The 23596-nt window shown below is 67.7% G+C and carries 27 protein-coding genes and 1 tRNA gene; 10 read left to right on the top strand and 18 right to left on the bottom strand.

All coding sequences use genetic code 11. From position 1 onward, the window contains the following. Window positions 1-24 precede the first annotated feature (24 nt). Window positions 25-927 (bottom strand): oxygen-dependent coproporphyrinogen oxidase, encoded by a 903-nt coding sequence (gene hemF, locus ABQJ54_RS08430; protein WP_367853850.1) that lies wholly within the window; start codon window positions 925-927, stop codon window positions 25-27. Between the two features lie 174 nt (window positions 928-1101). Between hemF and ABQJ54_RS08425 the strand changes: the two genes are divergently transcribed. The 3 genes from ABQJ54_RS08425 to ABQJ54_RS08415 are packed head-to-tail and all read left to right on the top strand — an operon-like array spanning window position 1102 to window position 3874. Next, complete coding sequence (locus tag ABQJ54_RS08425) at window positions 1102-2298, top strand: beta-ketoacyl-ACP synthase (protein WP_367853849.1); 1197 nt, start codon at window positions 1102-1104, stop codon at window positions 2296-2298. Further along, a complete protein-coding gene (locus tag ABQJ54_RS08420; protein WP_367853848.1) occupies window positions 2295-3086 on the top strand; it encodes a beta-ketoacyl synthase chain length factor in 792 nt (263 codons plus the stop codon). The genes ABQJ54_RS08425 and ABQJ54_RS08420 overlap by 4 nt, the downstream gene beginning before the upstream one ends. Next, complete coding sequence (locus tag ABQJ54_RS08415) at window positions 3083-3874, top strand: glycosyltransferase family 2 protein (RefSeq protein WP_367854415.1); 792 nt, start codon at window positions 3083-3085, stop codon at window positions 3872-3874. Before ABQJ54_RS08420 ends, ABQJ54_RS08415 begins: the two co-directional genes overlap by 4 nt. Before the next feature lie 12 nt (window positions 3875-3886). On the opposite strand, the gene ABQJ54_RS08410 is transcribed toward ABQJ54_RS08415, so the two are convergent. Continuing rightward, complete coding sequence (locus tag ABQJ54_RS08410) at window positions 3887-4840, bottom strand: lysophospholipid acyltransferase family protein (protein WP_367853847.1); 954 nt, start codon at window positions 4838-4840, stop codon at window positions 3887-3889. A 13-nt stretch (window positions 4841-4853) separates the two neighbouring features. Beyond that, complete coding sequence (locus tag ABQJ54_RS08405; RefSeq protein ID WP_367853846.1) at window positions 4854-5126, bottom strand: phosphopantetheine-binding protein; 273 nt, start codon at window positions 5124-5126, stop codon at window positions 4854-4856. Window positions 5127-5283: 157 nt separating this feature from the next. Here ABQJ54_RS08405 and ABQJ54_RS08400 point away from each other — a divergent pair, with 157 nt between their 5' ends. Further along, a complete protein-coding gene (locus tag ABQJ54_RS08400) occupies window positions 5284-6207 on the top strand; it encodes a chorismate transformation FkbO/Hyg5 family protein (RefSeq protein ID WP_437343331.1) in 924 nt (307 codons plus the stop codon). Between the two features lie 13 nt (window positions 6208-6220). On the opposite strand, the gene glmU is transcribed toward ABQJ54_RS08400, so the two are convergent. From glmU to ABQJ54_RS08330, 14 genes are all read right to left on the bottom strand, one after another. Continuing rightward, window positions 6221-7591: a bifunctional UDP-N-acetylglucosamine diphosphorylase/glucosamine-1-phosphate N-acetyltransferase GlmU gene (glmU, locus tag ABQJ54_RS08395; RefSeq protein WP_367853844.1), complete on the bottom strand. Its 1371-nt coding sequence runs from the start codon at window positions 7589-7591 to the stop codon at window positions 6221-6223. A gap of 96 nt (window positions 7592-7687) precedes the next feature. Beyond that, window positions 7688-8227 (bottom strand): hypothetical protein, encoded by a 540-nt coding sequence (locus ABQJ54_RS08390; RefSeq protein ID WP_367853843.1) that lies wholly within the window; start codon window positions 8225-8227, stop codon window positions 7688-7690. Between the two features lie 218 nt (window positions 8228-8445). Beyond that, window positions 8446-8868, bottom strand: a complete 423-nt coding sequence (locus ABQJ54_RS08385) for a F0F1 ATP synthase subunit epsilon (RefSeq protein WP_367853842.1) — start codon at window positions 8866-8868, stop codon at window positions 8446-8448. Window positions 8869-8964: 96 nt separating this feature from the next. Continuing rightward, entirely contained in the window at window positions 8965-10398 is a 1434-nt protein-coding gene (gene atpD / locus ABQJ54_RS08380) for a F0F1 ATP synthase subunit beta (protein ID WP_367853841.1), read from the bottom strand. Window positions 10399-10556: 158 nt separating this feature from the next. Beyond that, a complete protein-coding gene (atpG, locus tag ABQJ54_RS08375) occupies window positions 10557-11474 on the bottom strand; it encodes a F0F1 ATP synthase subunit gamma (RefSeq protein ID WP_367854414.1) in 918 nt (305 codons plus the stop codon). Between the two features lie 62 nt (window positions 11475-11536). Beyond that, a complete protein-coding gene (atpA, locus tag ABQJ54_RS08370) occupies window positions 11537-13087 on the bottom strand; it encodes a F0F1 ATP synthase subunit alpha (RefSeq protein ID WP_367853840.1) in 1551 nt (516 codons plus the stop codon). Between the two features lie 158 nt (window positions 13088-13245). Next, window positions 13246-13779 (bottom strand): F0F1 ATP synthase subunit delta, encoded by a 534-nt coding sequence (locus tag ABQJ54_RS08365; RefSeq protein ID WP_367853839.1) that lies wholly within the window; start codon window positions 13777-13779, stop codon window positions 13246-13248. Between the two features lie 3 nt (window positions 13780-13782). Further along, window positions 13783-14253, bottom strand: coding sequence for a F0F1 ATP synthase subunit B (locus ABQJ54_RS08360; RefSeq protein WP_367853838.1), 471 nt, complete (start codon window positions 14251-14253; stop codon window positions 13783-13785). Between the two features lie 96 nt (window positions 14254-14349). Further along, the gene (gene atpE / locus ABQJ54_RS08355; RefSeq protein WP_192163903.1) at window positions 14350-14637 is read right to left on the bottom strand and encodes a F0F1 ATP synthase subunit C; all 288 of its coding nucleotides are present in this window, start codon (window positions 14635-14637) and stop codon (window positions 14350-14352) included. Between the two features lie 62 nt (window positions 14638-14699). Continuing rightward, the gene (gene atpB, locus ABQJ54_RS08350; RefSeq protein WP_367853837.1) at window positions 14700-15521 is read right to left on the bottom strand and encodes a F0F1 ATP synthase subunit A; all 822 of its coding nucleotides are present in this window, start codon (window positions 15519-15521) and stop codon (window positions 14700-14702) included. Window positions 15522-15524: 3 nt separating this feature from the next. Continuing rightward, window positions 15525-15890 carry a hypothetical protein gene (locus ABQJ54_RS08345; RefSeq protein WP_367853836.1) on the bottom strand — a complete coding sequence of 122 codons (366 nt, stop codon included), beginning with the start codon at window positions 15888-15890 and terminating at the stop codon, window positions 15525-15527. 248 nt (window positions 15891-16138) lie between these two features. Then, a complete protein-coding gene (locus ABQJ54_RS08340) occupies window positions 16139-16522 on the bottom strand; it encodes a phasin family protein (protein ID WP_367853835.1) in 384 nt (127 codons plus the stop codon). 153 nt (window positions 16523-16675) lie between these two features. Beyond that, window positions 16676-17038 carry a 6-carboxytetrahydropterin synthase QueD gene (queD, locus tag ABQJ54_RS08335; protein WP_367853834.1) on the bottom strand — a complete coding sequence of 121 codons (363 nt, stop codon included), beginning with the start codon at window positions 17036-17038 and terminating at the stop codon, window positions 16676-16678. 56 nt (window positions 17039-17094) lie between these two features. Beyond that, window positions 17095-17171: transfer RNA gene (locus ABQJ54_RS08330), tRNA-Met, on the bottom strand. A 181-nt stretch (window positions 17172-17352) separates the two neighbouring features. Between ABQJ54_RS08330 and ABQJ54_RS08325 the strand changes: the two genes are divergently transcribed. The 6 genes from ABQJ54_RS08325 to ABQJ54_RS08300 all read left to right on the top strand — a co-directional run bounded on the left by ABQJ54_RS08325 (window position 17353) and on the right by ABQJ54_RS08300 (window position 21547). Then, on the top strand, window positions 17353-17913 hold the full coding sequence (locus tag ABQJ54_RS08325; protein ID WP_367853833.1) for an RNA pyrophosphohydrolase: 561 nt from the start codon (window positions 17353-17355) through the stop codon (window positions 17911-17913). A gap of 54 nt (window positions 17914-17967) precedes the next feature. Continuing rightward, window positions 17968-18186, top strand: coding sequence for a (2Fe-2S)-binding protein (locus ABQJ54_RS08320; protein WP_437343330.1), 219 nt, complete (start codon window positions 17968-17970; stop codon window positions 18184-18186). 102 nt (window positions 18187-18288) lie between these two features. Further along, window positions 18289-18759, top strand: coding sequence for a bacterioferritin (gene bfr / locus ABQJ54_RS08315; RefSeq protein WP_367853832.1), 471 nt, complete (start codon window positions 18289-18291; stop codon window positions 18757-18759). A 227-nt stretch (window positions 18760-18986) separates the two neighbouring features. Beyond that, a complete protein-coding gene (gene erpA / locus ABQJ54_RS08310) occupies window positions 18987-19364 on the top strand; it encodes an iron-sulfur cluster insertion protein ErpA (RefSeq protein ID WP_367853831.1) in 378 nt (125 codons plus the stop codon). Between the two features lie 7 nt (window positions 19365-19371). Further along, complete coding sequence (gene nudC, locus ABQJ54_RS08305) at window positions 19372-20340, top strand: NAD(+) diphosphatase (RefSeq protein WP_367853830.1); 969 nt, start codon at window positions 19372-19374, stop codon at window positions 20338-20340. 337 nt (window positions 20341-20677) lie between these two features. Then, window positions 20678-21547 (top strand): beta-lactamase induction protein, encoded by an 870-nt coding sequence (locus ABQJ54_RS08300; RefSeq protein WP_367853829.1) that lies wholly within the window; start codon window positions 20678-20680, stop codon window positions 21545-21547. 86 nt (window positions 21548-21633) lie between these two features. On the opposite strand, the gene ABQJ54_RS08295 is transcribed toward ABQJ54_RS08300, so the two are convergent. Continuing rightward, window positions 21634-23502 (bottom strand): MFS transporter, encoded by a 1869-nt coding sequence (locus ABQJ54_RS08295; RefSeq protein ID WP_367853828.1) that lies wholly within the window; start codon window positions 23500-23502, stop codon window positions 21634-21636. Between the last annotated feature and the right edge of the window lie 94 nt (window positions 23503-23596).

Raw genomic sequence — 23596 nt, 5'->3', positions numbered from 1 at the left:
TCGACCGCCTTTCGTGCCGCGCGGTTAAAGCCAATCGCGCGGCTTGAGGTAGTCGGCCAGCCGCGCCTCGGCGGAGTCGGGTTCGGGTGCATAGGCATACTCGAAGCGCACCCGCGGCGGCAGGCTCATCAGGATCGACTCGGTGCGTCCGCCCGACTGCAGCCCGAACAGCGTGCCGCGGTCGTAGACCAGGTTGAACTCCACGTAACGGCCGCGGCGGTACAGCTGGAACTCGCGCTCGCGCTCGCTGTACGGCGTGTCGCGCCGGCGCGCGGCGATCGGCAGGTAGGCGTCGAGGAAACCCTGGCCCACCGCCCGGGTGAATGCCAGACAGCGCTCGAAGCCGCCTTCGTTGAGGTCGTCGTAGAACAGGCCACCCACGCCGCGCGTCTCGCCGCGGTGCTTGAGCTGGAAATACTCGTCGCACCATTGCTTGTAGCGCGGGTAGACGCCGACGCCGAACGGCGCGCACAAGTCGCGCGCCACCGTGTGCCAATGCACCACATCCTCGTCGAACGGGTAATACGGGGTGAGATCGAAACCGCCGCCGAACCACCACACCGGCTCCACGCCCTCCTTGCTGGCCTCGAAGTAGCGTACGTTGGCGTGCGTGGTCGGCACGTAGGGATTCTTCGGGTGCAGCACCAGCGACACGCCGGTGGCAATAAAGCTGCCGCCGGCCAGATCGGGGCGGTGCGCGGTGGCGCTGGGGGGCAACTGGTTGCCGCTGACGCGCGAGAAGTTCACGCCGGCCTGCTCGAACAGCGCGCCATCGCGCAGCACGCGGGTGCGCCCGCCACCGCCCGCCGTGCGTGTCCAGGCGTCCTCGACGAAGCGCGCCGTGCCGTCCAGCTGTTCCAGTTCGGCGCAGATGCGATCCTGCAGTTCGCGCAGGAAGGTTTCGGCCCGGTCGGCTTGTTCGCTCATCGGTCGCACTCCATCGTTATCGTCGTGAGCTTAGCAAGAGCGGTTCCCATCGCCGCTGTGGCGCGGCGTCGCGCGGACCTGCGCCGGATCAGGAGCGCACCGCAGCTGAACGTGCAGGCGTTGCCCGCGGCATGCAAGCTAGGCAGGGCGGAAGACGCTCGCTAGGCTGAAGCGATGACGACACCGATGACCCCGCTCGCGGTCAGCGCCTGCACCGTCACCTCCGTACTCGGTTGCGGACTGGCGGCACAACACGACGCGCTGTTGCACGGCCACGGCGGGCTGCGCCCCAACGATTTCGGCAGTGCGCCGCGGCTGGGCTGGATCGGCCGCGTCGACGGCGTGGAAGCCGTCGCCCTGCCCACCGCACTCGCCACCTGGGAATGCCGCAACAACCGCCTCGCCTGGCTGGGCCTGCAGCAGGATGGCTTCCTCGACCGTGTGCACGCTGCACGCACGCGCCATGGCGCGCGCCGCGTGGCCTTGCTGCTGGGTACTTCCACCGCCAGCATCGGCGCCACCGAGGAAGCTTACCGCCGGCTCGGTGCCGATGCTCGTTTCCCCGCCGACCTGCGCCGGCCTGCATTGCACGCACCCGACTCGCTGAGCGCGTTCGCCGCGGCGGCGCTGGCGCTGGAGGGCCCCTGCCTCACCGTCTCCACCGCCTGCTCGTCCAGCGCCAAGGTGTTCGCCAGTGCCGCGCGCCTGCTCGCGCTGGGCCTGGCCGACGCGGCCGTGGTGGGTGGCGTGGACAGCCTGTGCGACAACGTGCTGTTCGGCTTCAACGCGCTGGAGCTGATCTCGCCTGCCGCCTGCCGCCCGTTCGACGCGACGCGCAACGGCATCTCGATCGGCGAGGCGGCCGGCTTCGCGCTGCTGGAACGCGTGGAGGCCGCGCCGCGGGCGCCACGCCTGCTCGGCTACGGCGAGGCCAGCGACGCCTGGCACATGTCCTCGCCGCATCCCGGCGGCGACGGCGCGGAACTGGCGCTGGACGCGGCGCTGGCCCGCGCCGGCCTCGATGCGGCACGGGTCGACTACGTGAACCTGCACGGCACCGCCAGCCAGCAGAACGATGCGATGGAAGCCCCGCTGGTGGCGCGCCGCTTCTCCGCGCGCACGCGCGCAAGCTCGACCAAGGGCTACACCGGCCACACGCTGGGTGCGGCGGGCATCGTGGAAGCGACGATCGCACTGCAGGCGATCGAGCACGGCTTCATACCCGGCAACCTCGGTGTCGCCACGCCCGATCCCGCCTGCGGTCCGCAGTTCGCGTGGCGGGGTGAATCGCAGCGCGTGGACGTGGCGCTGAGCAATTCCTTCGGCTTCGGCGGCAACAACGCCTGCCTCGTGTTCGGGCGCGCACCATGACCCCCATGCATCTGCACGTCGAAGGCATCGGCCTGTGGTCGCCGCGGCTGGGCGACTTCGCCGCGCTGCGCACCCTGCTCGCCGGCGACGCGCCTGCCATTCCCGCCGCACCGGCTGCCGCGCTGCTGCCGGCGAACGAGCGCCGCCGTGCCCCGGAAAGCGTGCGACTGGCGGTGGAAGTGGCTGGCCAGGCACTGGCGATGAGCGGGCGCGACCCGACCACACTCGCCTGCGTGTTCGCCTCGGCCCACGGCGACCAGGCGATCACCGACGCGATCTGCGCCACGCTGGCGCGCGCACCGGCCGAGTTGTCGCCCACCCGCTTCCACCATTCCGTGCACAACGCGCCCGCCGGCTACTGGACCATCGCCACCGGCTGCCGGGCGCCGTCCAGCGCGGTTTGCGCGAGCGTCCACACCTTTGGCGCCGCGCTGCTGGAAGCGGCGACCCAGGCACTGGTCGAGCGGCGCCCGGTGCTGCTGGCATGCAGCGACATCGCCGGACGCGGCCCGTTGCTGGAGATGACCGGATGCGGGCGTGCCTTCGGCTGTGCCTTGCTGCTGGCACCGGAAGCTGGCGTAACCACGCTGGGACAACTGCGACTGGAAACATCGGTGGATCACGCCGTGTCCACGCCGCCGCCCGCTACGCTGGCTAGTGAAGCGGATGGCAATCCCGCCGGCGCCGCGCTGGCGCTGCTCGCGTCGCTGGCCGGGCGCGGCGGCCATTGCCGACTCGGGACCGCCACCGCGCTGGATCTGCTGATCGACGTGGAGCCCATCACCTGAACGCTGCCCTGCCCCGCTGGTGCGTGCTGATTCCCTGCCTCAACGAGGAGGTGGCGATCCGCGGCGTGGTCGAGTCGGCGCTGGCATTGGGCGTGCCCGTCATCGTGGTCGACGACGGCTCGGATGACCGCACGCCGCAGATCCTCGCCACGCTGCCGGTGACCCTGCTGCGCCACGAGCGGCGCCTCGGCAAGGGCCAGGCCCTGCGCGACGGCTTCCGCGAGGCACTGCGCCAGGGCTGCGAGGCGGTGCTGACGATGGACGGCGACGGCCAGCATCTGGCAACCGACATCCCGCGCATCGTGGCCGCCGCCGCCGCGTATCCCGGCCAGCTGGTGATCGGCGCACGCCTGCTCGACAAGGCGCAGCAGCCGAAGGCGCGCCGGCGCGCCAACGCATTCGCCGACTGGGGCATTTCCTGGGGCTGCGGCCAGCCGGTGCTGGACACCCAGAGCGGCCAGCGCTGGTACCCGCGTGCCGCACTGGACCTGGTCGACCTGCCGGCGCAGAACTTCGTGTTCGAGGCGGCGATCCTGATCGCGGCCTCGCGTGAGCTGGGCATGGGCGTGGTCGCGGTGCCGATCGCCTCGCGCTACCCGCCCGGTGCACGGCCCAGCCACCTGCGACCGGTGCGCGACACCTTGCGCATCACCGCATACACGATCGGCCGCGTGCTGCACTACGGCCGCATCGCGGAAAGCTACCGGCGCTCGCATACCGCGCCGCGGGTGGTCGACAGTGCGCCGGAGAGCGTCCACCCACTCGCACCGCTGACCGGCACGCGCTGAACGCGCGTCGGTTCAATCCGCGCCGGGCGGGTCCGATGGTGGCGCGACAATGGTCGCGGCCACCGGCTGTTGCCAGAAATCGTGGAAGTTGAACCAGTTGTACGGCGCCACCCGCACGTAATGCTCCAGCCGCGCGGCGTAGCGCACGAGCAGCGCATCCAGCGCCGGGCCGCGCTGCTCGCGCGGAATCGCCACGCACTCGGCGAACGGCTCGAACACCAACCGGTAGCGGTTGCCGCCCAGATACAGACCGAAGCACAACAACACCGGCACCTTGAGCGCATTTGCCAGCAGCCACGGTCCAACCGGCAGCGGCGCCGGCGCACCGAGGAAATCCACCTCGCGCTGCGCCTCGTGTTCGCCGGCGCGGTCGGCCAGCAGCGCCACCATCGCGCCCTGCCTGCAGGCCTCGGCGGCGGCCAGCACCACGCCCGCCCCGCCTTGCGCGGCGTCGATCACCGCTGCGCCCACTGCGGGCGCCAGCGCCTCCAGCAGCTCGGTCATCGCCGGCGTCTTGCCCTTGTCCAGCACCACGCGCAACGGCACGTCGGGGCGCCGCGCACCAAGCACGCGCAAGGCCTCGAAACTGCCCTGGTGCGAGCCGACCAGCAGCACGCCACGGCCTTCGGCGATGCGCCGCTCCAGCTCCGCCAGGCCCTCGATCTCGATGCGGAAACCGCGTTCGCCGTGGGCCAGCAGGAAGACCCGGTCCAACGTGGTGGTGGCGTAGGCATGGAATTGGCGCAGCATCGACCATATGCCGGGCGGACGCCCGAGCACACGCGTGAGGTATTGCCGTGAGGCGCGCCGCTCGGCCCCCCGGCGCAGGAAGAAATACAGCGTCACCGGATACATCAGCAGCCGGCCGAAACGGCGGCCGCCACGCAGCGCCAGCGTACGCATCAGCCACAGCGCAAGGCGGCCGCCACCTTCGCGGTGCTGGCGCCAGTGCGTGGCCTCGCTCATGCCAGGGGCGGGTTCAGTCGTGCGCGCGGTGCGCTTCGACGAACGCGCTCAAGCCCCGCAGGCTGGCGAAGATCTGCTGGTTGTCGGGATGGTCCGAACGCAGCTGGAAACCGTAGCGCTTGGACACCGCCAGCGCGATCTCCAGCGCGTCGATGGAATCCAGCCCCAGCTCGCCGCCGAACAGCGGCGCGTCCGGGTCGATCTTCGCGGGATCGATCGCTTCGAGGTTCAGGCTTTCCACGATCAGGGTGGCCAGCTCGTGCTGGGCAGCAGTCAATTCGGCCATGTGCGTGGAAGCTCGGGAAACGTCGTCGAAACAGGCAAGAGCGGCGGCGAAGTGTAACATGGAGCCCTTGTCTTTCCCGGTTGCAGATATGCTCGAAGGTTGTGGAAGCAGGTGGGCCGAGGCCGGCCCGGCGCGCGCGCCGCGCATCTCCTATCGCATGAACGATGCCGCCGCCCTGCTGGCCGAGCCCGACACGCTGGCGGTATTCGGCTTCGGCGCTGGTGCCGCGGCCGTCGACGACCCGCGCTGGATGCGTGTGCCGCTGGAGGCCTTCGACGCCCCCGCACCGCTGGAAGCCTGGCAGGTCGACGACCCGGTGCAGCACGGCCGCGATGGTGCGCTGCGCTGGTCGGCGGGTGGTGGTTGGCTGTTCGCCGCGCTGGAGCTGGACGAACGCGAACACGGCGGCCCCGCGGGTGCGGCCCACGTCGCCTATGCGCAGCTGCGCGAGTTCATCCACGGCCGCCACGAGCGGCAGGTGCTGCGCATCTGGAACTACCAGGGCGCGATCAACCAGGGCGAGAACGACGCCGAGCGCTACAAACTGTTCTGTGACGGCCGCGCCGCAGGCTGCGGCGACTGGTTCGCCAACGGCTACCCCGCCGCCACCGCGATCGGCCACCATGCCGAACCGCATCTGCTGCAGGTGTATCTGCTGGCCAGCTCGCAGGCCGGCTCGGCGGTGGAGAACCCGCGCCAGGTCAGCGCCTGGCGCTACCCGCGCCAGTACGGCCGCACCGCACCCGGCTTCGCCCGCGCGATGCGGCTGCCCGCGCAGGACGCGCTGGCGATCTCCGGCACCGCCGCGGTGGTGGGCCACGCTTCCGCGCACGAAGGCGACCTCGCCGCGCAGCTGGAGGAGATCCTGGTCAACCTGGAAGCGCTGCTGGCCAGCGCCGGCATGCCCGCCGGCTTCGACACCCACGCACCGCTGAAGGCCTACGTGCGCCACCCCGCCGACGCGCCGCGCGTGCGCGAGCTGCTCAAGCAACGCCTGCCCGGCGTGCCGGTGCTGCTGCTGCAAGGCGACGTCTGCCGCAGCGAGCTGCTGGTGGAACTGGATGGGTGGCGCTACGCCTGAATAGCCGCCCGAATCACGACTGCTTTTCGGGCCGCTTCCAGCCCGCCAGCGTGAGCTGCCGCCCGCGCGCCACGGTGAGCTCGCCGGCGGGCGCGTCGCGGGTGATCACCGAACCGGCGCCGATGGTGGCCTGGGCACCGATCGTCACCGGCGCCACCAGCGCGGCATTGGAACCGATGAAGGCGCCGTCTTCTATGCGGGTGGCGAACTTGTTCACGCCGTCGTAGTTGCAGGTGATGGTGCCGGCGCCCACGTTGACGCCGCGGCCGATCACGGTGTCGCCGAGGTAGCTGAGGTGGTTGGCCTTGCTGTTCTCGCCGATGCGGGTCTTCTTGGTCTCGACGAAGTTGCCCACGTGCACGCCGGCATCGAGCTCGGTGCCGGGACGCAGACGCGCGAACGGGCCGATCGTGCAGGGGCCGTGGGTGACCACGCCTTCCAGATCGCAATGCGCCTGCACCACGGTGCCGGCGGCGAGCCGCACGTCTTTCAGCCGGACGAACGGGCCCACGCGCACCTCGTCGCCCAGGCTCACCTCGCCTTCGAGGATCACGTCGATGTCGAGTTCCACGTCGCGGCCGCTGCTCACCTCGCCGCGCACGTCGAGGCGCGCGGGATCGGCGAGGCGCATGCCGGCGAGCTGCAGCGCACGGGTGGCACGCTGGCGGTATTCGGCTTCGAGCGTCGAGAGCTGCATGGCGTCGTTGGCGCCGGAAGCTTCGACCGGATCGGCGCACTCCACGCTGAGCGCAGGGCGGTTTTCCTCGCTGGCCATCGCGAAGATGTCGGTGAGGTAGAACTCGCCTTGTGCGTTGTCGCGATCGAGCCCGGCGATCCACACGCGCAGCGCGGCAGCGGATGCGACGAGGATGCCGGTGTTGACCACGTCGATGGCGCGCTGCTCGTCCGTGGCGTCCTTCTCCTCGATCACGCAGCGCACGTGGCCGTTACCGTCACGCAGCACGCGGCCGTAGCCGCGCGGATCGGCGACGCGGATCGCCAGCAGGCCGAAGCCGCCATCGACCTGCGCCAGCCCACGCAACGTCTCGGCGCGAATCAATGGCACATCGCCGTAGAGCACCAGTACCTGCGCCGCATCGGGCACGTCGGGCAGCGCCTGCTCCACCGCGTGGCCGGTGCCAAGGCGCTCGGCCTGCAGCACCCAATGCAGGTCGTTCTGGCCCGCGAACGCATCCCGCACTTCGTCACCGCCGTGACCGTAGACCACGTGGATCGCGGCCGGCTCGAGCGCACGCGCGGTGGCCAGCACGTGCGCCAGCAGCGGGCGGCCGGCCAGCGGCATCAGCACCTTGGGGCGCGCAGACTTCATCCGCGTGCCGGCGCCGGCGGCAAGAACGATGACGTGCAGCGGGGCGTGGCTCATGCGTGTCTGCCTTGGCGTGACCTGGTCCGAAAGTCTATCAGCCCGCCCTGCCGGACTTCGGCCACCCGCATGGCCGTGGGCTGGCGTGGTTCAGGCTCAATGTTCCGCCGATGCAGACGACACCGTTGCCTTGCCGGCATGGCATTCGAAGCGGAAGGCGTACACCAGGCTGAAAGGCTTGGTGTCGCTGTCCACTTCGTGGGTATTGCCATCCGCATCCGCGGCCCAGTGGCTGATCTGCAACGGGATGAATTGCCATTGCATCACCGCCGCCCGCGCCGCATCGAAAAACTGCGGCGGGATGGGCGCTGCCGTGTTGTCGGCCGCCGGATAGCGCCGCACCTCGCTCGCCCTGCCTGTAGTGCCCACGATGACCTGCACCTGTACATCCACGACCGGTGGACACGCTGCAAGCAGCGTCGGCGGGTAGGTCGGCAACACGCGCTGGAAGGGCTTGCCGCCGATGGCGACATCGCCCAAGGCCAGCGGGTAATGTGCCATGTGGCCATCGTCGACCATGTGGTAGCTCGTCGAACCTTCGTTGGGTGCCTTGGCGGGTGGCTTCGCCACGGTGGCGCAACCCGCCACCCCCAGCCCGAGCAAGCCGGGAAGCAGCAACCTCTTGCGTGCCACCATGACCTTCTCCATCCGGCAAGTGACGGCAACGCTATCAAACTACATTTGTAATTTGAAGTGTCATCATGGCCGCATCGGCTATCCCCGCCCGCAAAAACGCCGGCGCAAGGCCGGCGTCCTTTTCCACGATGTCCATCGAAGCGACCGCTTCATCCCCGAGTGCGGCCACGGATGGCCGCTTCTTGATCCTGCTCTGCGCTCAAGGACGAGCGCACCAATCAATGCTTGAGGTTCTTGCGCAACCGCTCCAGCGCCTGCAGCTGGGCCATGGCCTCGGCCAGCTTGGCCTGCGCCTCGGACACTTCCAGTGCATCGGTGCGGTTGGCCAGCGCGTCTTCGGCTTCCTTCTTCGCACGCTGCGCGGCGGCCTCGTCGAGGTCGGCGGCGCGGATCGCGGTGTCGACCAGCACGGTGACCACCTGTGGCTGCACCTCGAGGATGCCGCCGGAGATGTAGAACTGCTGGCGCTCGCCCCCAGCCAGCACCACGTCGACGTGGCCCGGCTTCAGGCGGGTGATCAGCGGCGCGTGGCGCGGCGTGATGCCCAGCTCGCCCAGCTCGCCGGTGGCGACGAGCATCGCGGCCTCGCCGGAGAAGATCTCGGCCTCGGCGCTGACGATGTCGACTCGGAGGGTGGTCATGGTTGGTTACTCGTCACGTTCGGAACGATGGATGAAGAAGAGCACGCTCAAGTCGCGGCGCTTTCGCAGGCTTGCCCGTGCCTTTGCGAAAGCCGCTTACGCGGCTTTCTTGGCGCCCATCTCCTCGCCCTTCTTGATCGCCTCGTCGATGCCGCCGACCATGTAGAACGCCTGCTCCGGCAGGTGGTCGACGTCGCCCTCCACGATCATCTTGAAGCCACGGATGGTTTCCTTCAGCGACACGTACTTGCCGGGCGCGCCGGTGAACACTTCGGCCACGTGGAAGGGCTGGCTGAAGAAGCGCTCGCACTTGCGGGCGCGCGCCACCACCTGCTTGTCCTCTTCGGACAGCTCGTCCATGCCGAGGATGGCGATGATGTCCTTCAGCTCCTTGTAGCGCTGCAGCATGCCCTGCACGCGGCGGGCGACGTCGTAGTGTTCCTGGCCGACGACCTGCGGGTCCAGCTGGCGGCTGGTGGAATCCAGCGGATCGACCGCCGGGTAGATGCCCAGCGAGGCGATCTGGCGGCTCAGCGTCACGGTGGAATCGAGATGCGCGAAGGTGGTGGCCGGCGATGGGTCGGTCAAGTCGTCCGCAGGCACGTACACGGCCTGGATCGAGGTGATCGAACCGGTCTTGGTGGAGGTGATGCGCTCCTGCAGCACGCCCATTTCGTCGGCCAGCGTCGGCTGGTAGCCCACGGCGGACGGCATGCGGCCGAGCAGCGCGGACACTTCGGTGCCGGCCAGCGTGTAGCGGTAGATGTTGTCCACGAAGAACAGCACGTCCTTGCCCTTGCCGGACGCGTCCTTCTGGTCGCGGAAGTACTCGGCCATGGTCAGGCCGGTCAGCGCGACGCGCAGGCGGTTGCCCGGCGGCTCGTTCATCTGGCCGTAGACCATCGCCACCTTCGACTCGGGCAGGTTGTCCAGCTTGACGACGCCGGCGTCCTGCATCTCGTGGTAGAAGTCGTTGCCTTCGCGGGTGCGCTCGCCCACGCCGGCGAACACCGACAGGCCCGAGTGCTGGGTCGCGATGTTGTTGATCAGCTCGAGCATGTTCACGGTCTTGCCCACGCCGGCGCCGCCGAACAGGCCGACCTTGCCGCCCTTGGCGAACGGGCACACCAGGTCGATCACCTTGATGCCGGTTTCCAGCAGCTCGTTGGCCAGCGCCTGGTCGGCATACGACGGCGCTTCGCGGTGGATCACCCAGCGGTCCTCGGCGTCGATCGGACCGACTTCGTCGATCGGGTTGCCGAGCACGTCCATGATGCGGCCCAGGGTGGCGTTGCCCACCGGCACCTTGATGCCTTCGCCAGTGTTGCGGGCGAGCAGGCCGCGCTTCAGGCCGTCGGTGGAACCCAGCGCGATGGTGCGCACCACGCCGTCGCCCAGCACCTGCTGCACTTCCAGCGTGATCTCGGTGCCGTCGATCTTCAGCGCGTCGTACACCTGCGGCACCTGATCGCGCGCGAACTCGACGTCGATGACCGCGCCGATGATCTGAACAACTTTGCCCTGGCTCATTGTGGTTTCCTCGAACCTTCAAATCTTTGTCTGTTGGCCCCTCTCCCACCGGGAGAGGGGTTGGGGTGAGGGTTCGGCACTCGCGGCAGGTTCCGCTTCGCCCGTACCCTCATCCGGCGCTTCGCGCCACCTTCTCCCACAGGGAGAAGGGTCAAACATCACACCGCCGCGGCACCGCCGACGATTTCGGAAATTTCCTGCGTGATCGCCGCCTGGCGGGTCTTGTTGTAGACCAGCGTCAACGTGTCGATCACCTTGTTCGCGTTGTCCGACGCGCTCTTCATCGCGACCATGCGCGCGGCATGCTCGCTGGCGAGGTTCTCCAGCACGCCCTGGTACACCACCGACTCGATGTAGCGGCCCAGCACGTGTTCCAGCACGGTCTGCGCGTCGGGTTCGTAGATGTAGTCCCAGTCGTGGGTCTGCTCCAGCTTGATGCCGGCATACGCCGACTCGCCGGCCGCCTGGTGCGCTTCCAGCTCCGCCGCCACCAGCGGCAGCGGCAGCAGTGCGTCGATGCTCGGCTTCTGCGTCATGGTGTTGACGAAGTCGTTGTAGGCGAGGAACACGCGGTCCAGCGCGTTCGCCGTGTAGGCGTCCAGCACCACCTTGATCACGCCGATCAGCTGCTCCAGCTTCGGCCGCTCGCCGAGGTGGGTGGTGCTGCCGATCAGGTTCACGCCCTTGATGCGGCGGAAGAACTGCACGGCCTTCTGGCCGATCGCCACCACGTCGACCTGCACGCCCTTGCCCTGCCACTCCTGGATCGCGGGCAGCAGGCGGCGGAACAGGTTGGAGTTCAGGCCGCCGCACAGGCCGCGGTCGGTGGACACCACGATGTAGGCCACCCGCGCCACATTGTCGCGTTCGACCAGGAACGGGTGCTTGAAGTCGGTGCTGGCCTGCGCCACGTGCGCGATCACCTTGCGCATGGAACGCGCATAGGGACGCGAGGCCTTCATCAGATCCTGCGCCTTGCGGATCTTCGAGGCCGAGACCATCTCGAGCGCGCGCGTCACCTTGCGCATGTTCTGCGTGCTCTTGATCTTGGTTTTGATTTCGCGTCCGCTAGCCACGTCTGCCTCGATCTGTCGGGTCTGTGCCATGCCGGCTCAGGAGCCGGCGTGCCGTTCCGGGATTACCAGCTGCCCGTCTTCTTGTACTCGTCCAGCGAGGCCTTGAAGACGCCTTCGATCTCGGCATCCCAGGCGCCGGTGGCGACGATCTTCTTCATCAGCTCGGCGTGGTTCTGGTGCATGAAGGCGTGCAGGCCCTTCTCGAACGCCAGCACCTTGTTCACCGGCAGGTCGTCGAGGTAGCCCTTCTCGGCCGCGTACACCGACAGCGCCAGCTCGGCGATCGACAGCGGCGCGTACTGCGACTGCTTCATCAGCTCGGTGACGCGCTGGCCGCGGTCGAGCTGGGCGCGGGTGGCCGGATCGAGGTCGGAGGCGAACTGCGCGAACGCGGCCAGCTCGCGGTACTGCGCCAGCGCCAGCTTCACGCCGCCGGAGAGCTTCTTCACGATCTTGGTCTGCGCCGAACCGCCCACGCGCGACACCGAGATGCCGGCGTTCACGGCCGGACGGATGCCGGCGTTGAACAGATCGGTTTCCAGGAAGATCTGGCCGTCGGTGATCGAGATCACGTTGGTCGGCACGAACGCGGACACGTCGCCGGCCTGGGTCTCGATGATCGGCAGCGCGGTCAGCGAACCGGTCTTGCCCTTCACCTCGCCGTGGGTGAACTTCTCGACGTATTCCTCGGAGACGCGCGAAGCGCGCTCGAGCAGGCGCGAATGGAGATAGAACACGTCGCCCGGGTAGGCTTCGCGGCCCGGCGGGCGCTTCAGCAGCAGCGAGATCTGGCGGTAGGCCACGGCCTGCTTGGACAGGTCGTCGTACACGATCAGCGCGTCCTGGCCGCGGTCGCGGAAGTATTCGCCCATGGCGCAGCCGGCGTACGGCGCGATGTACTGCAGCGCGGCCGATTCGGAGGCGGAGGCGACCACCACGATGGTGTTGGCCAGCGCGCCGTTCTCTTCCAGCTTGCGCACCACGTTGGCGATCGACGAGCGCTTCTGGCCGATCGCCACGTAGATCGAGAAGATGCCCGAATCCTTCTGGTTGATGATCGCGTCGATCGCCAGCGCGGTCTTGCCGGTCTGGCGGTCGCCGATGATCAGCTCGCGCTGGCCGCGGCCGATCGGGATCATCGAATCGACGGACTTGTAGCCGGTCTGCACCGGCTGGTCGACCGACTTGCGCCAGATCACGCCCGGCGCGACCTTTTCGATCGGCGAGCTGAGCTTGGCGTTGAGCGGGCCCTTGCCGTCGATCGGGTTGCCCAGCGAATCGACCACGCGGCCGAGCAGTTCGGGGCCGACCGGCACTTCAAGGATGCGGCCGGTGGTCTTGGCGACGTCGCCCTCGCGCAGGTGCTGGTATTCGCCCAGCACCACCGCGCCGACCGAGTCGCGCTCCAGGTTCAGCGCCAGCGCAAACGCGTTGCCCGGCAGTTCGATCATTTCGCCCTGCATCACGTCGGCCAGGCCGTGGATGCGCACGATGCCATCGGACACGCTGATGATCGTGCCCTCGTTGCGGGCTTCCGCGCCGAGCTTGAACTGCTCGATGCGGTTCTTGATCAGTTCGCTGATCTCGGACGGATTCAGGGTGGTGCTGGACATGGTCGTGATCCTGAAATTTGAAAGCCTTTTCAAGAGTCCGGCCATGGACGGCCGGTTTTTAGCTCTTGTGCGAAAGGACTTCGCATGAAACTTTTGTCGTCCGACCTTGAACGGCCGGTTGGCTCTTCGCGAACCAAGGATTCGCGTAAAACGTGAAACTAGCTTGCGAGGGCGCTGCCCAGGCGCTCAAGGCGTCCGCGCGCGGAACCGTCGATCACTTCGCTGCCGGTATCGATCACCACACCGGCCAGTAGCGAGGCATCGACCCGGGTCTCCAGCTCGATCTCGCGCTTGAAGCGGCGCTTCAGCGAAGCCTTGAGCTGCTCGGCCTGCGCGGCGTCCAGCGCCATCGCGCTGGTCACCTTGACCAGCAGTTGCGACTCGGACTCGCGGCGGTACTGCTCGTACAGCGCGGCCACTTCCGGCAGCAGCGCCATGCGGCGATGCTCGGCCAGTTCACCCAGGAACTGCGCGAACGGCGCATCGGCCGCCATGCCCTCGGGCCGATGCAGCGCCACCAGCTGCGCCGGCTGCATGCGCGGGTCGTTGCCCAGCGCGGCCACGCGCGGATCGGCCGCCACCTGCGCCGCGAACGCCAGTGCCTGCGACCACGCGGCCAGCGCGCCATGGGCATGAGCCAGCTCGAACGCGGCGCGGGCGTAGGGACGGGCGAGGGTGATTGCCTGGGCCATGGATCAGACCTCGGCGGCGAGCTGGTCGAGCAGCGCCTTGTGCGTCGAGGCATCCACCTCGCGCTGCACGATCTTCGACGCACCCTGCACAGCCAGCGCGCCCACGCGCTCGCGCAACTGCTCGCGCGCCTGCTGCGCCATCGCGGCAATGTCGTCCTGCGCGGCGGCCTTCAGCCGGTTGATCTCGACGATCGCGTCGGCGCGGGCCTTGTCGAGGATGCCGTTGGCCTGCTGCTGCGCCTTGTCGATGATCTCGGACGCCTGCTGGCGCGCCTTGCGGATCTCGTCCGCCACCTTGGTATCGGCGCTCTTCAGCTCGGCGTGCGCGCGCTCGGCGGCGCTGAGGCCCTCGGCGATCTTGATCTGCCGCTCCTCGATGGCCTTGCTGATGTGCGGCCAGATGAACTGGACGCAGAACCAGATGAGGATGGCGAAAGCAATCATTTCGCCGATCAGAGTGCCGTTGGGAAGCATCGCTGCGTTACCTGTAACGTGGATTTACGAGTACGGGTGCCGAGGCTCCCGTACGAGGCAACGGCGCCGCCGGGACGGCGCCGTGAACCAAGCCGATTAGTGACCAGCCGCGGCCGTCAGGTTCGCCAGCAGCGGGTTCGCCACGGCGAAGTACATCGCCAGCGCCACGCCGATCAGGAACGCCGCGTCGATCAGGCCGGCCAGCAGGAACATGCGGCCCTGCAGCAGCGGCACCAGCTCCGGCTGGCGGGCAGCGGCTTCCAGGAACTTCGAACCCATGACGCCGATGCCGATACAGGCACCCAGGGCGCCGAGGCCGATGATCAGGCCGAGCGCGATGGCGGTGAAGCCTTGGACTTGAGCAATGTGAGCGACTAGTTCCACGGTGGTCTCCTCGAAAAAACGGTTTTGCGTTGAAGGGTTGGAAAGTTGAAACGAAACCGGAATCAGTGATGGTCGTGCGCCATCGAGATGTACACGATGGTCAGCACCATGAAGATGAAGGCCTGGATCGAGATGATCAGGATGTGGAAGATGCCCCACACCGTGTAGCCGATGATGCCGGCGCCGTACAGCGCCCAGCCGGCCACGCCCGCGCCCGCGCTGAACAGGCCGGCGATCAGCATGAAGACCAGCTCGCCCGCGTACATGTTGCCGAACAGTCGCATCGCCAGGCTCACCGGCTTGGACAGCAGCTCGACCAGGTTCAGCGCGAAATTGGGGATCCACAGCAACGGGTGCTTGCCGAACGGTGCGGTGAACAGCTCGTGCATGTAGCCGTTAAAGCCCTTGGCCTTGAAGCTGTAGACGATGATCAGCAGGAACACCGTGATCGACATCGCGAACGTCATGCTGGTGTCGGCGGTGGGCACCGCGCGGAAGTGGCCGATGCCGAACTTCTCGGTGATCCAGGGCAGCAGATCCACCGGCAGCAGGTCCATCGCGTTCATCAGGAACACCCAGACGAACACGGTCAGCGCCAGCGGACCGAGGAAACGGCGATCGCCGTGGAACACGTCCTTGACCTGGCCGTCGACGAATTCGAGGATGATTTCGACGAAGGCCTGGCCCTTGGACGGCACGCCGGAGGTGGCCTTGCGCGCCTTCGACCAGAACCACAGGCAGAACAGCACGCCCAGCACCAGCGACACGGTGATCGAATCGATGTGCACCGCCCAGAAATCGCGGTGATCCGCGCCCACCGGGATAAGGTGGGTCAGATGGTGCTGGATGTATTCGGTCAGTCCGCCCTGCGGCTCGCTCGCCATGTATCAACCCTTGAATCTGAACGCCACCAGATAAACCGCGTAAGCAGCCACCAGCCCCGTCACGGCGGCCAGCGGCGGCAACTTGTACTTGAACAGGATCAGCCCCAACCCGCCGACGACCACTGCCCACTTCAGCAGCATGCCGAGCAGCAGACGGGCGAAAGTCGCCGCGCCGCCGACCAGGCGACCGAAGACTTGCGCGGACATCAGCGCGGTACCCAGCGCCACCGCAAATCCCCCGGCCGCGGCCGAAACCGCCTCCCGATGCCCCTTCAGCAGGAACATCGCGCCGATCATCACCGCCACCATGAGCTGCAGCAGCACTAGGCGCAGCGCAAGGCGTCGGCCGGCGTCGAGACTGTTGAGCACGTAACCTCTCCGCACCGGTTCCCACCAGGTGGCACCGATACCAGCCACGAACTACGATCCAATCCGTAAAAGTATATCAGTGCCCCGATTGCAGCGACAAGCCGCAGGCACTGCGGCAACTTGTCCCGCGATGGCTGCGCGGCCGCCTGATTCGCATAAAGAAAAGGGCCGGACTGGGGAAGTCCGGCCCTTGCTGCCACGCGGGAGGGGAGCCGCCGGCAGGGTGCCACTCGGGGTTGTGCGTTGCCTTACTTCGCGGCCTTCTTCACGGCGGCCGGCGCAGTCACCGCCTCATTGGCGGCTTGGCGCTGTTCCTGCACCAGAGCCTGCAGCGACTCCGCAGCTTTCTGCGTCACGGCGATGATTTCCTGCGAAACCGCCACCGCGCGCTCGGCCTGCTCGCGGCTCAGGCTGGCGCCCTTTTCCCACAGGCTGCGCAAGGCATCGGCGTCGCGCGTCTCCAGCGCCTCGGCCACGAACGCGGCCGAATCACGCGTCTGCTGCTCAAGCGCCTTGAGCTGCAGACCGGCGACCGTCTCCAGGCTCTTCAGGGCCAGCGACTGCGCCTTGAACGCGCCCTCGGTGACCTGCTTGGTGTAAGCGAAAAACTGGTTGTTGAACTGCTGAGTCATGAGCTTGCCCTCGTGGGGTATGCGGTTAGTGGAAGTGACTCTAGCAGGCAATTTTGTGCAATGCAATATATTTTTTGTCGACTGGCCAGACCAGTTGGAAAATATTCATGTAACACAGCCTTTTGCATGTCACGAACCTGTCATCGCACCGCGTCAACGATTGACCCGGCTGCAACTGGCACCGGAGGTGCAGGTTTCATGCACCACTACCTCGTCGAGGCCCGGCAGGCGCGACTCCAGTCGCTGGAAGATCCAGCGCGCCAGCACCTCGCTGGTGGGATTCTCCAGCCCCTCGATGTCGTTGAGGTAATGGTGGTCGAGCTGCTCGAACAGCGGCGCGAAAGCCGCCTTCACGTCGGCGAAATCCATCACCCAGCCGCTATGCGCGCCAGGCTCGCCCGCCACATGCACCTCAACGCGGAACGAATGCCCGTGCAGGCGAGCACACTTGTGCCCTGGCGGCACGTTGGGCAGACGGTGGGCCGCCTCGATCTGGAAAACCTTGAAGATGCGCATGCTGTTGCTCCGGCGATCCGTCGACCGCGAATCGCACGGGCGCGGGATGGAGCGCATGGTGGCTATGGGTGGACTCGAACCACCGACCCCAGCATTATGAGTGCTGTGCTCTAACCGGCTGAGCTACATAGCCATGGGGAAAGCCGCCGCGCCGGATCGCGACGATGCCGGAAGCGGGGCGCGGCAGTTTAATGGCGTGCACGCTCCGGTTCAAGCTTTTCGGCTTGCCGCGGTCCGGCGTGCATGGTTGAATCGGGCCATCGCCTTGCGCGCGTCACCGCTGCCGGCGCGCGACCAGGCCCGAGGATGACGAGATGATCGACGTCGATGGCTACCGTCCCAATGTGGGCATCGTGCTGCTGAATGCAGACGGGCGCCTGTTCTGGGCGCGCCGCATCAACCGCGACGGCTGGCAGTTCCCGCAAGGCGGCATGCGCAGCGACGAGACGCCGCTGGAGGCGATGTACCGCGAGCTGGAAGAGGAAACCGGCCTGGCGCCCGAGCATGTCGAGGTGGTGGCAGCCACCCGCGGCTGGCTGCGCTACAAGCTGCCGCAGCGCTACGTGCGCCACCACCAGCACCCTACCTGCATCGGCCAGAAGCAGGTGTGGTTCCTGCTCAAGCTGGTCAGCGACGAGGCCTCGCTGCGGCTGGATGCCTGCGACAAGCCCGAGTTCGACATCTGGCGCTGGGTGGATTTCTGGTACCCGGCCGCCCATGTGGTGAACTTCAAGCGGCAGGTGTACGAGCGCGCCCTGCGCCATTTCGCGCCGCTGGTGGAAGGCATGTGCCGGATCGAGCTGGGCAACGCGCCGCCGCGCGAGGCCGGCGACGCTCCAGCGGACGAGCCGGGGCACGGCTGGCGCGTCGCCTGAACGGCGGGAGCCAACACCCCCAAATAGTTGACAATCATTCGCATTTGCGTTCTTATGCGCGGCATGTACGTCTGCCTGTGCAACGCCGTCACCGATCACGACATCCGCCGCGAAGTCGCCGACGGCGTACGCACGTTTGCCGAACTGCAGGCGCGCACCGGCTGCTCGGATTGCTGCGGCTGTTGCGAACCTGAAGCCCGCGCCTGCCTGCAGCAGGCGGTCGAACAGCACGAATCTGCGGCCACGCTACCCGCCTTCGTCGCGGTCGCCTGAGCCGCCCGCGCGTTCCCGCGCGCAAACCATTGCCATTCGTGTTCCGCCCTTGGGGTGGCGAACTTCGTATAGTCGTCGCATCCCCACACAGCGGAGACAGCCATGAAGGGCGACGCCAAGGTCATCGAATTCCTCAACAAGGTGCTCTACAACGAGCTGACCGCGATCAACCAGTACTTCCTGCATTACCGCATGTTCAAGGACTGGGGTTACGCGGAACTGGCCGAGCACGAGTACAAGGAATCGATCGAGGAGATGAAGCACGCCGACCGCCTGATCGAGCGCATCCTGTTCCTCGACGGCCTGCCCAACCTGCAGCACCTGGGCAAGCTGCACATCGGCGAGAACGTGCTGGAGTGCATCCAGGGCGACCTCGACCTGGAACTGGCCGCGGCCAAGGACCTGCGCGCCGCGATCGCGCACAGCGAGGGCATCGCCGACTACGTCAGCCGCGACCTGTTCAAGGGCATCCTGCACGACGAGGAAGAGCACATCGACTGGCTGGAGACCCAGCAGAGCCTGGTCAAGGACATCGGCGCCGAGCGCTACCTGCAGAGCAAGATGCAGGGCTGAGAGGCCATGAATTTTCAGCCTCTCGGCCGGCCACGGATAGCCGGACGCGGATCGGTCACGCAGGTGACTGATTCGCGGAGGCGCGTATGGACATGCGCCGGACGCGCCGATGGAGGATTCCACATCCTGGGGAATTCTCCACAGGTGCCGACCGCGACGACGGTCATGCCGCCGCAAGGCGGGCGAAGTATGCTTGTACCGTCCGCCAGTGACCCCATCTGAGTGCCATGGATACCGTCGTCCCGCTTCCCGCCGTTCCCGACTACCGCAGCAGCGGTGCACCGTTGCTGTTCACCGAGGCCGCCGCGCGCAAGGTGCACGAGCTGATCGCGGAAGAGGGCAATCCCGCGCTGAAGCTGCGCGTGTACATCTCCGGCGGCGGCTGCTCGGGCTTCCAGTACGGCTTCACGTTTGACGAGGCCCAGGCCGAGGACGACTTCGCGCTGGAGCGCGGGGGCGTGACCCTGCTGTGCGATCCGCTGTCGCTGCAATACCTCACCGGCGCCGAGATCGACTACAGCGAGAACCTTGGCGGTTCGCAGTTCGTGATACGCAATCCGAACGCGAAGACCACCTGCGGCTGCGGCTCCTCGTTCTCGGCCTGAACGTCGCATGCCCGCGACGCCGCCCAATACCTTCGCCGGACTCAGCCTGATCCTCGACCGCATGGCCGAACGCCGCGATGATGCGGCGTGGGTGGCTGCACAGGCCGCGGCACCAACGGCACGTTACCTGCTGCTCGACGCCGAAGGCCGCGGCTTCCTGCACATCGACGACGACGCGCTGCGCTGGCTAGCCGCCGGCGAACGCCAGCGGCTGTGTGCCGATGCTCCGGCGTGGCTGCTCGGCATCGCTGACGGTCGTCCGCACTTCCTGCTGACGCTGAAGGACGATTCGAGCGTCGAAGCATTGGAAGTGGAGTTGTCTGCACGCCGTGCCGGCCTGCGCGAGGCCGGCCTGCTGCTGTCCGCCGACGAGGCCGGCCTGTTCGCCTACGCCAAGGGCCTCGCGCACTGGCATCGCGAGACGCGGCACTGCGCATACTGCGGCGCGCCGCTCGCCATCGTTTCCGCCGGCCATCGCATGCACTGCACGAATGCCGCCTGCGGACGCATGCATTTCCCGCGCACCGATGCCGCGATCATCGTGGTCGTGGAGCACGAGGGCGCCTGCCTGCTCGGCCGCCAAGCCGGCTGGCCGCCCGGACGCTACTCCACGCTGGCCGGCTTCATCGAGCCGGGCGAGGCGTTGGAAGACGCGGTACGCCGCGAGGTGGCCGAGGAATCCGGCGTGATCGTGGGCGAGGTGCACTACCACTCCTCGCAACCCTGGCCGATGCCGGCCTCGCTGATGGTGGGCTTCACCGCGGTGGCACGCGACCCCACGATCCGGCTGCGCGACCGCGAGCTGGAAGACGCGCGCTGGTTCACGCCGCGACAGATCGCCGATGGCATCGCCGACGGCAGCTTCCTGCCGTCCACGCCGCTGTCGGTGTCCTACCGGCTGCTGCAGCATTGGCTGCGCGAGCGCGCCGGGATGGAACTCGACGCCTTGCTCGCGGCGCGCATCGAACACGCCTGAGCCGAACGCGGCGCGCCATGTGACGGCAAGGCGCCTCGCATACAATGCGGCGATCCCCCGGAGAATAGAGCCTGTTCAATGTCTCCCCGTTGCCCGCGTTGCTTTGCCGTGGCCGTCAGGTGGTGGCGCGTGGCGCAGCGCCTGCCTGGCTGGCAGGTCAAGCCGCGCGCTACCGCATGGCGGCCACGGCAAGGCAACCCGAAGGGCCGGGTCCGTTTGCCCACATCCCTGCGTCATCACTCAGTCGTGGACGGACGTCCACTCCTTCGCTCTTCCTTGGCCTGCGCGCAAACAGCTTCCGGCGCGGGCTACGGAGAGACATTGAACAGGCTCTAACATGGCCATCCGTCTGCTCGTCGCCCTGATTGCCCTCGGCCTGCTGCACTGGCAGCCGCGCCTCGCACACTGGCGCAACGATGGTGGCTTCCGCCGCTGGGTGGACCAGCTGAACGACACCAACGGCACCGGTCGCGTGGTGCTGGCCCTGTTGCTGCCGCTGGCCCTGTGTGCGCTGGCGATCTGGCTGCTGCACCTGTTGCCGCTGGCCGATCTGCTGCAGCTGCTGTTCGCGTTGGCGGTGCTGTTGTTCTGCTGCGGCCCGCACGCGTTCGAAGCCGACCTGGAGGCGATCCTGGCCGCACCCGACGGCGCCAGTCGCGAAGCCGCCGCGCAGGCGCTGGGTGAGGATGGCGAGCAGGTGCCGTGGAGCGCGGCCGAGCTGGGCGAAGCCACCGTCTACGCCGCACTGCGCCGACGCTTCGGCGTGCTGTTCTGGTTCTTCCTGTTCGGACCGCTGGGTGCGCTGCTGTACCGGCTGACCCGCGCGCTGGGCCACGACGACACGCTGCGACTGGACGGGGAGGCGCGCACCACCTCGCACCATCTCGCCAATGCGCTGGACTGGCTCCCCGCGCAGCTGCTGGTGTTCACCCTTGCCCTGGTCGGCCACTGGGATGCGGTGATCGGTGCGTGGCGGCGCTGGCACCAGCAGGCGCTGCCGAATGGCTGGTATCGCGAAGGACCCGGCTTCCTCGGTGCCGCGGCGCGTGCGGACATCCAGGTCGACATCGAAGGTGGCGAAGGCTATGCCGAGGAACGCAGCGACGTGCTGCTGGAACTGCGGCGCCTGCGCAGCGCGCTGCTGCGCGCCCTGTTGGCCTGGCTCAGCATGGTGGCGCTGATCGTGATCGGCGGCTGGTTGCGCTGAGCCCATGAACCAGCGGTAGGAGCGGCTTCAGCCGCGATTTCATGTCCAATCGCGGCTGAAGCCGCTCCTACGCCCGCCGGGACGGCCTACGCCATCTCCCCGCGCAGCTCGCGCACGCGCGCTTCCAACGCCGCCGCACTGGCACGTTCCGGCGACACTGGCGCATCCACCACCAGCTCCACCCTCGCGCGGAAGCGCCGCGGCAGGCGCGCGCGATGCAGCGCGGAATCGCGCCGGCTCCACATGCTGCCCCACAACCCGCGCAGGGCCATTGGCAGCACCGGCACCGGACGACGCGCGAGGATTTTCTCAACGCCGGGACGGAACGGCGCGATGGCACCATCGCGGGTAAGCGCCCCCTCGGGGAAGATGCAAACCAGTTCGCCATCGGCCAGCGCGGCGTCGATGGTGTCGTACGCCTGTTGCAACGCGGCTGGATCTTCCTTCTGCCCCGCGATGGGAATGGCTCTCGCCGTCTTGAACAGGAACTTCAGCAGCGGGATGCTGAAGATCTTGTAATACATCACGAAGCGTGCGGGCCGGCGCAGGTTCGCCATCAGGAGCAGCGGATCGACGAAGCTCACGTGGTTGCACACCAGCAACGCCGGGCCCTCCTCCGGTACGTGCTGCAGGCCATCCGCGCGCACGCGGTACAGCGTGCCGGTGAGCAGCCAGGTGACAAAGCGCAGGATGAACTCGGGCACCAGGGTGAAGATGTACGCCGCCACCAGCACGTTGAGCAGCGCCGCGGCGAGGAAGATCTGCACCGCATCCAGCCCCAGCGCGCCCAGGCCCAGGCCGAAGCCGGCCGCGGCCACAATCAGCACCGCATTCATGATGTTATTGCCGGCGATGATGCGCGAGAGCTTCTCGCGCGGCGCACGCGCCTGCACGTAGGCGAACAGCGGCACCACGTACAGGCCCGCGAAGGCGCCGATCAGGGTGAGGTCGAGCACCATGCGCCAGCTGCCCGGCGTGTGCAGGAAGCCCAGCCAGTTCAGTCCGCGCACCGGCGCAAGGCCATGCCGTGCGAAGTACAGGTCCACGCCGAACGCGGTGAGTCCGAACGCGCCCAGCGGCACCAGGCCGATCTCCACGCGCCGGTCCGAAAGCTTCTCGCAGGCGAGCGCGCCGATGCCACTGCCGATCGAGAACAGGGTGAGCACCAGGGTGTAGACCGTGTTGTCGCCGCCCAGCGTCTCGCGCGTGTAGATCGGCAGCTGCGCCACCAGCACGGTGCCGAAGAACCAGAACCAGGAAATGCCCAGTACCGCGTTCCACACTGCGCGGTCGGCATGGGTGATGCGCAGTACCCGTGCGGTCTCGCCGAACGGATTCCAGCTGATCTTCAGTTCCGGCGCGGTGGCCGGCGCCGGCGGAATCGCGCGGCAGGCCAGGTAGCCGGCCACCGCCACGCCTATGGTGATGGCCGCCGCCAGCCATGGCCCGGCTACACCCATCGCGGTGGTGCCCGCGATCATGCCGAGCAGGATCGCCAGCTGCGTGCCCATCTCCACCAGGCCATTGCCGCCCACCAGTTCGGCGGGCTTGAGCGCCTGCGGCAGGATCGCGTACTTGATCGGCCCGAACACAGTGGAGTGCAGGCCCATCATGAACAGCACCACCAGCAGCAGCGCGACGTGATGGGTGATGAAGCCTGCCGCCGCGACCACCATCGCCGCGATCTCGAACAGCTTCACCCAGCGGATGATGCGCGTCTTCTCGAATCGTTCCGCCAACTGGCCCGCGCTGGCCGAGAACAGGAAGAACGGCAGGATGAACAGCGCCGGCGCGAAGTTCGTGTAGATCGAGGCCGCGCGGTCATCCAGTCCCAGCTGAAACGCCACCAGCACCAGCAATGCGTTGCGGAAGGCGTTGTCGTTGAACGCCGCCAGCGCCTGCGTCCAGAAGAACGGCGCGAACCGGCGCTGGCCGAACAGGGCGAACTGGCTCATGCGGATCCATGGCAGCGGAGTCGGCGCTCAGCTTAGCCGATGCCACCCCGCGGCCCGATCCCTCCGCGGCCAGCCATGGATGGCCCGCGAATCA

It is taken from the genome of Rhodanobacter lycopersici (genome assembly GCF_040812335.1).
Lineage (GTDB): Bacteria > Pseudomonadota > Gammaproteobacteria > Xanthomonadales > Rhodanobacteraceae > Rhodanobacter_A > Rhodanobacter_A lycopersici.
Note: the sequence above shows the minus strand (reverse complement) of the source record. Positions and strands in the feature narration are given on the sequence as shown.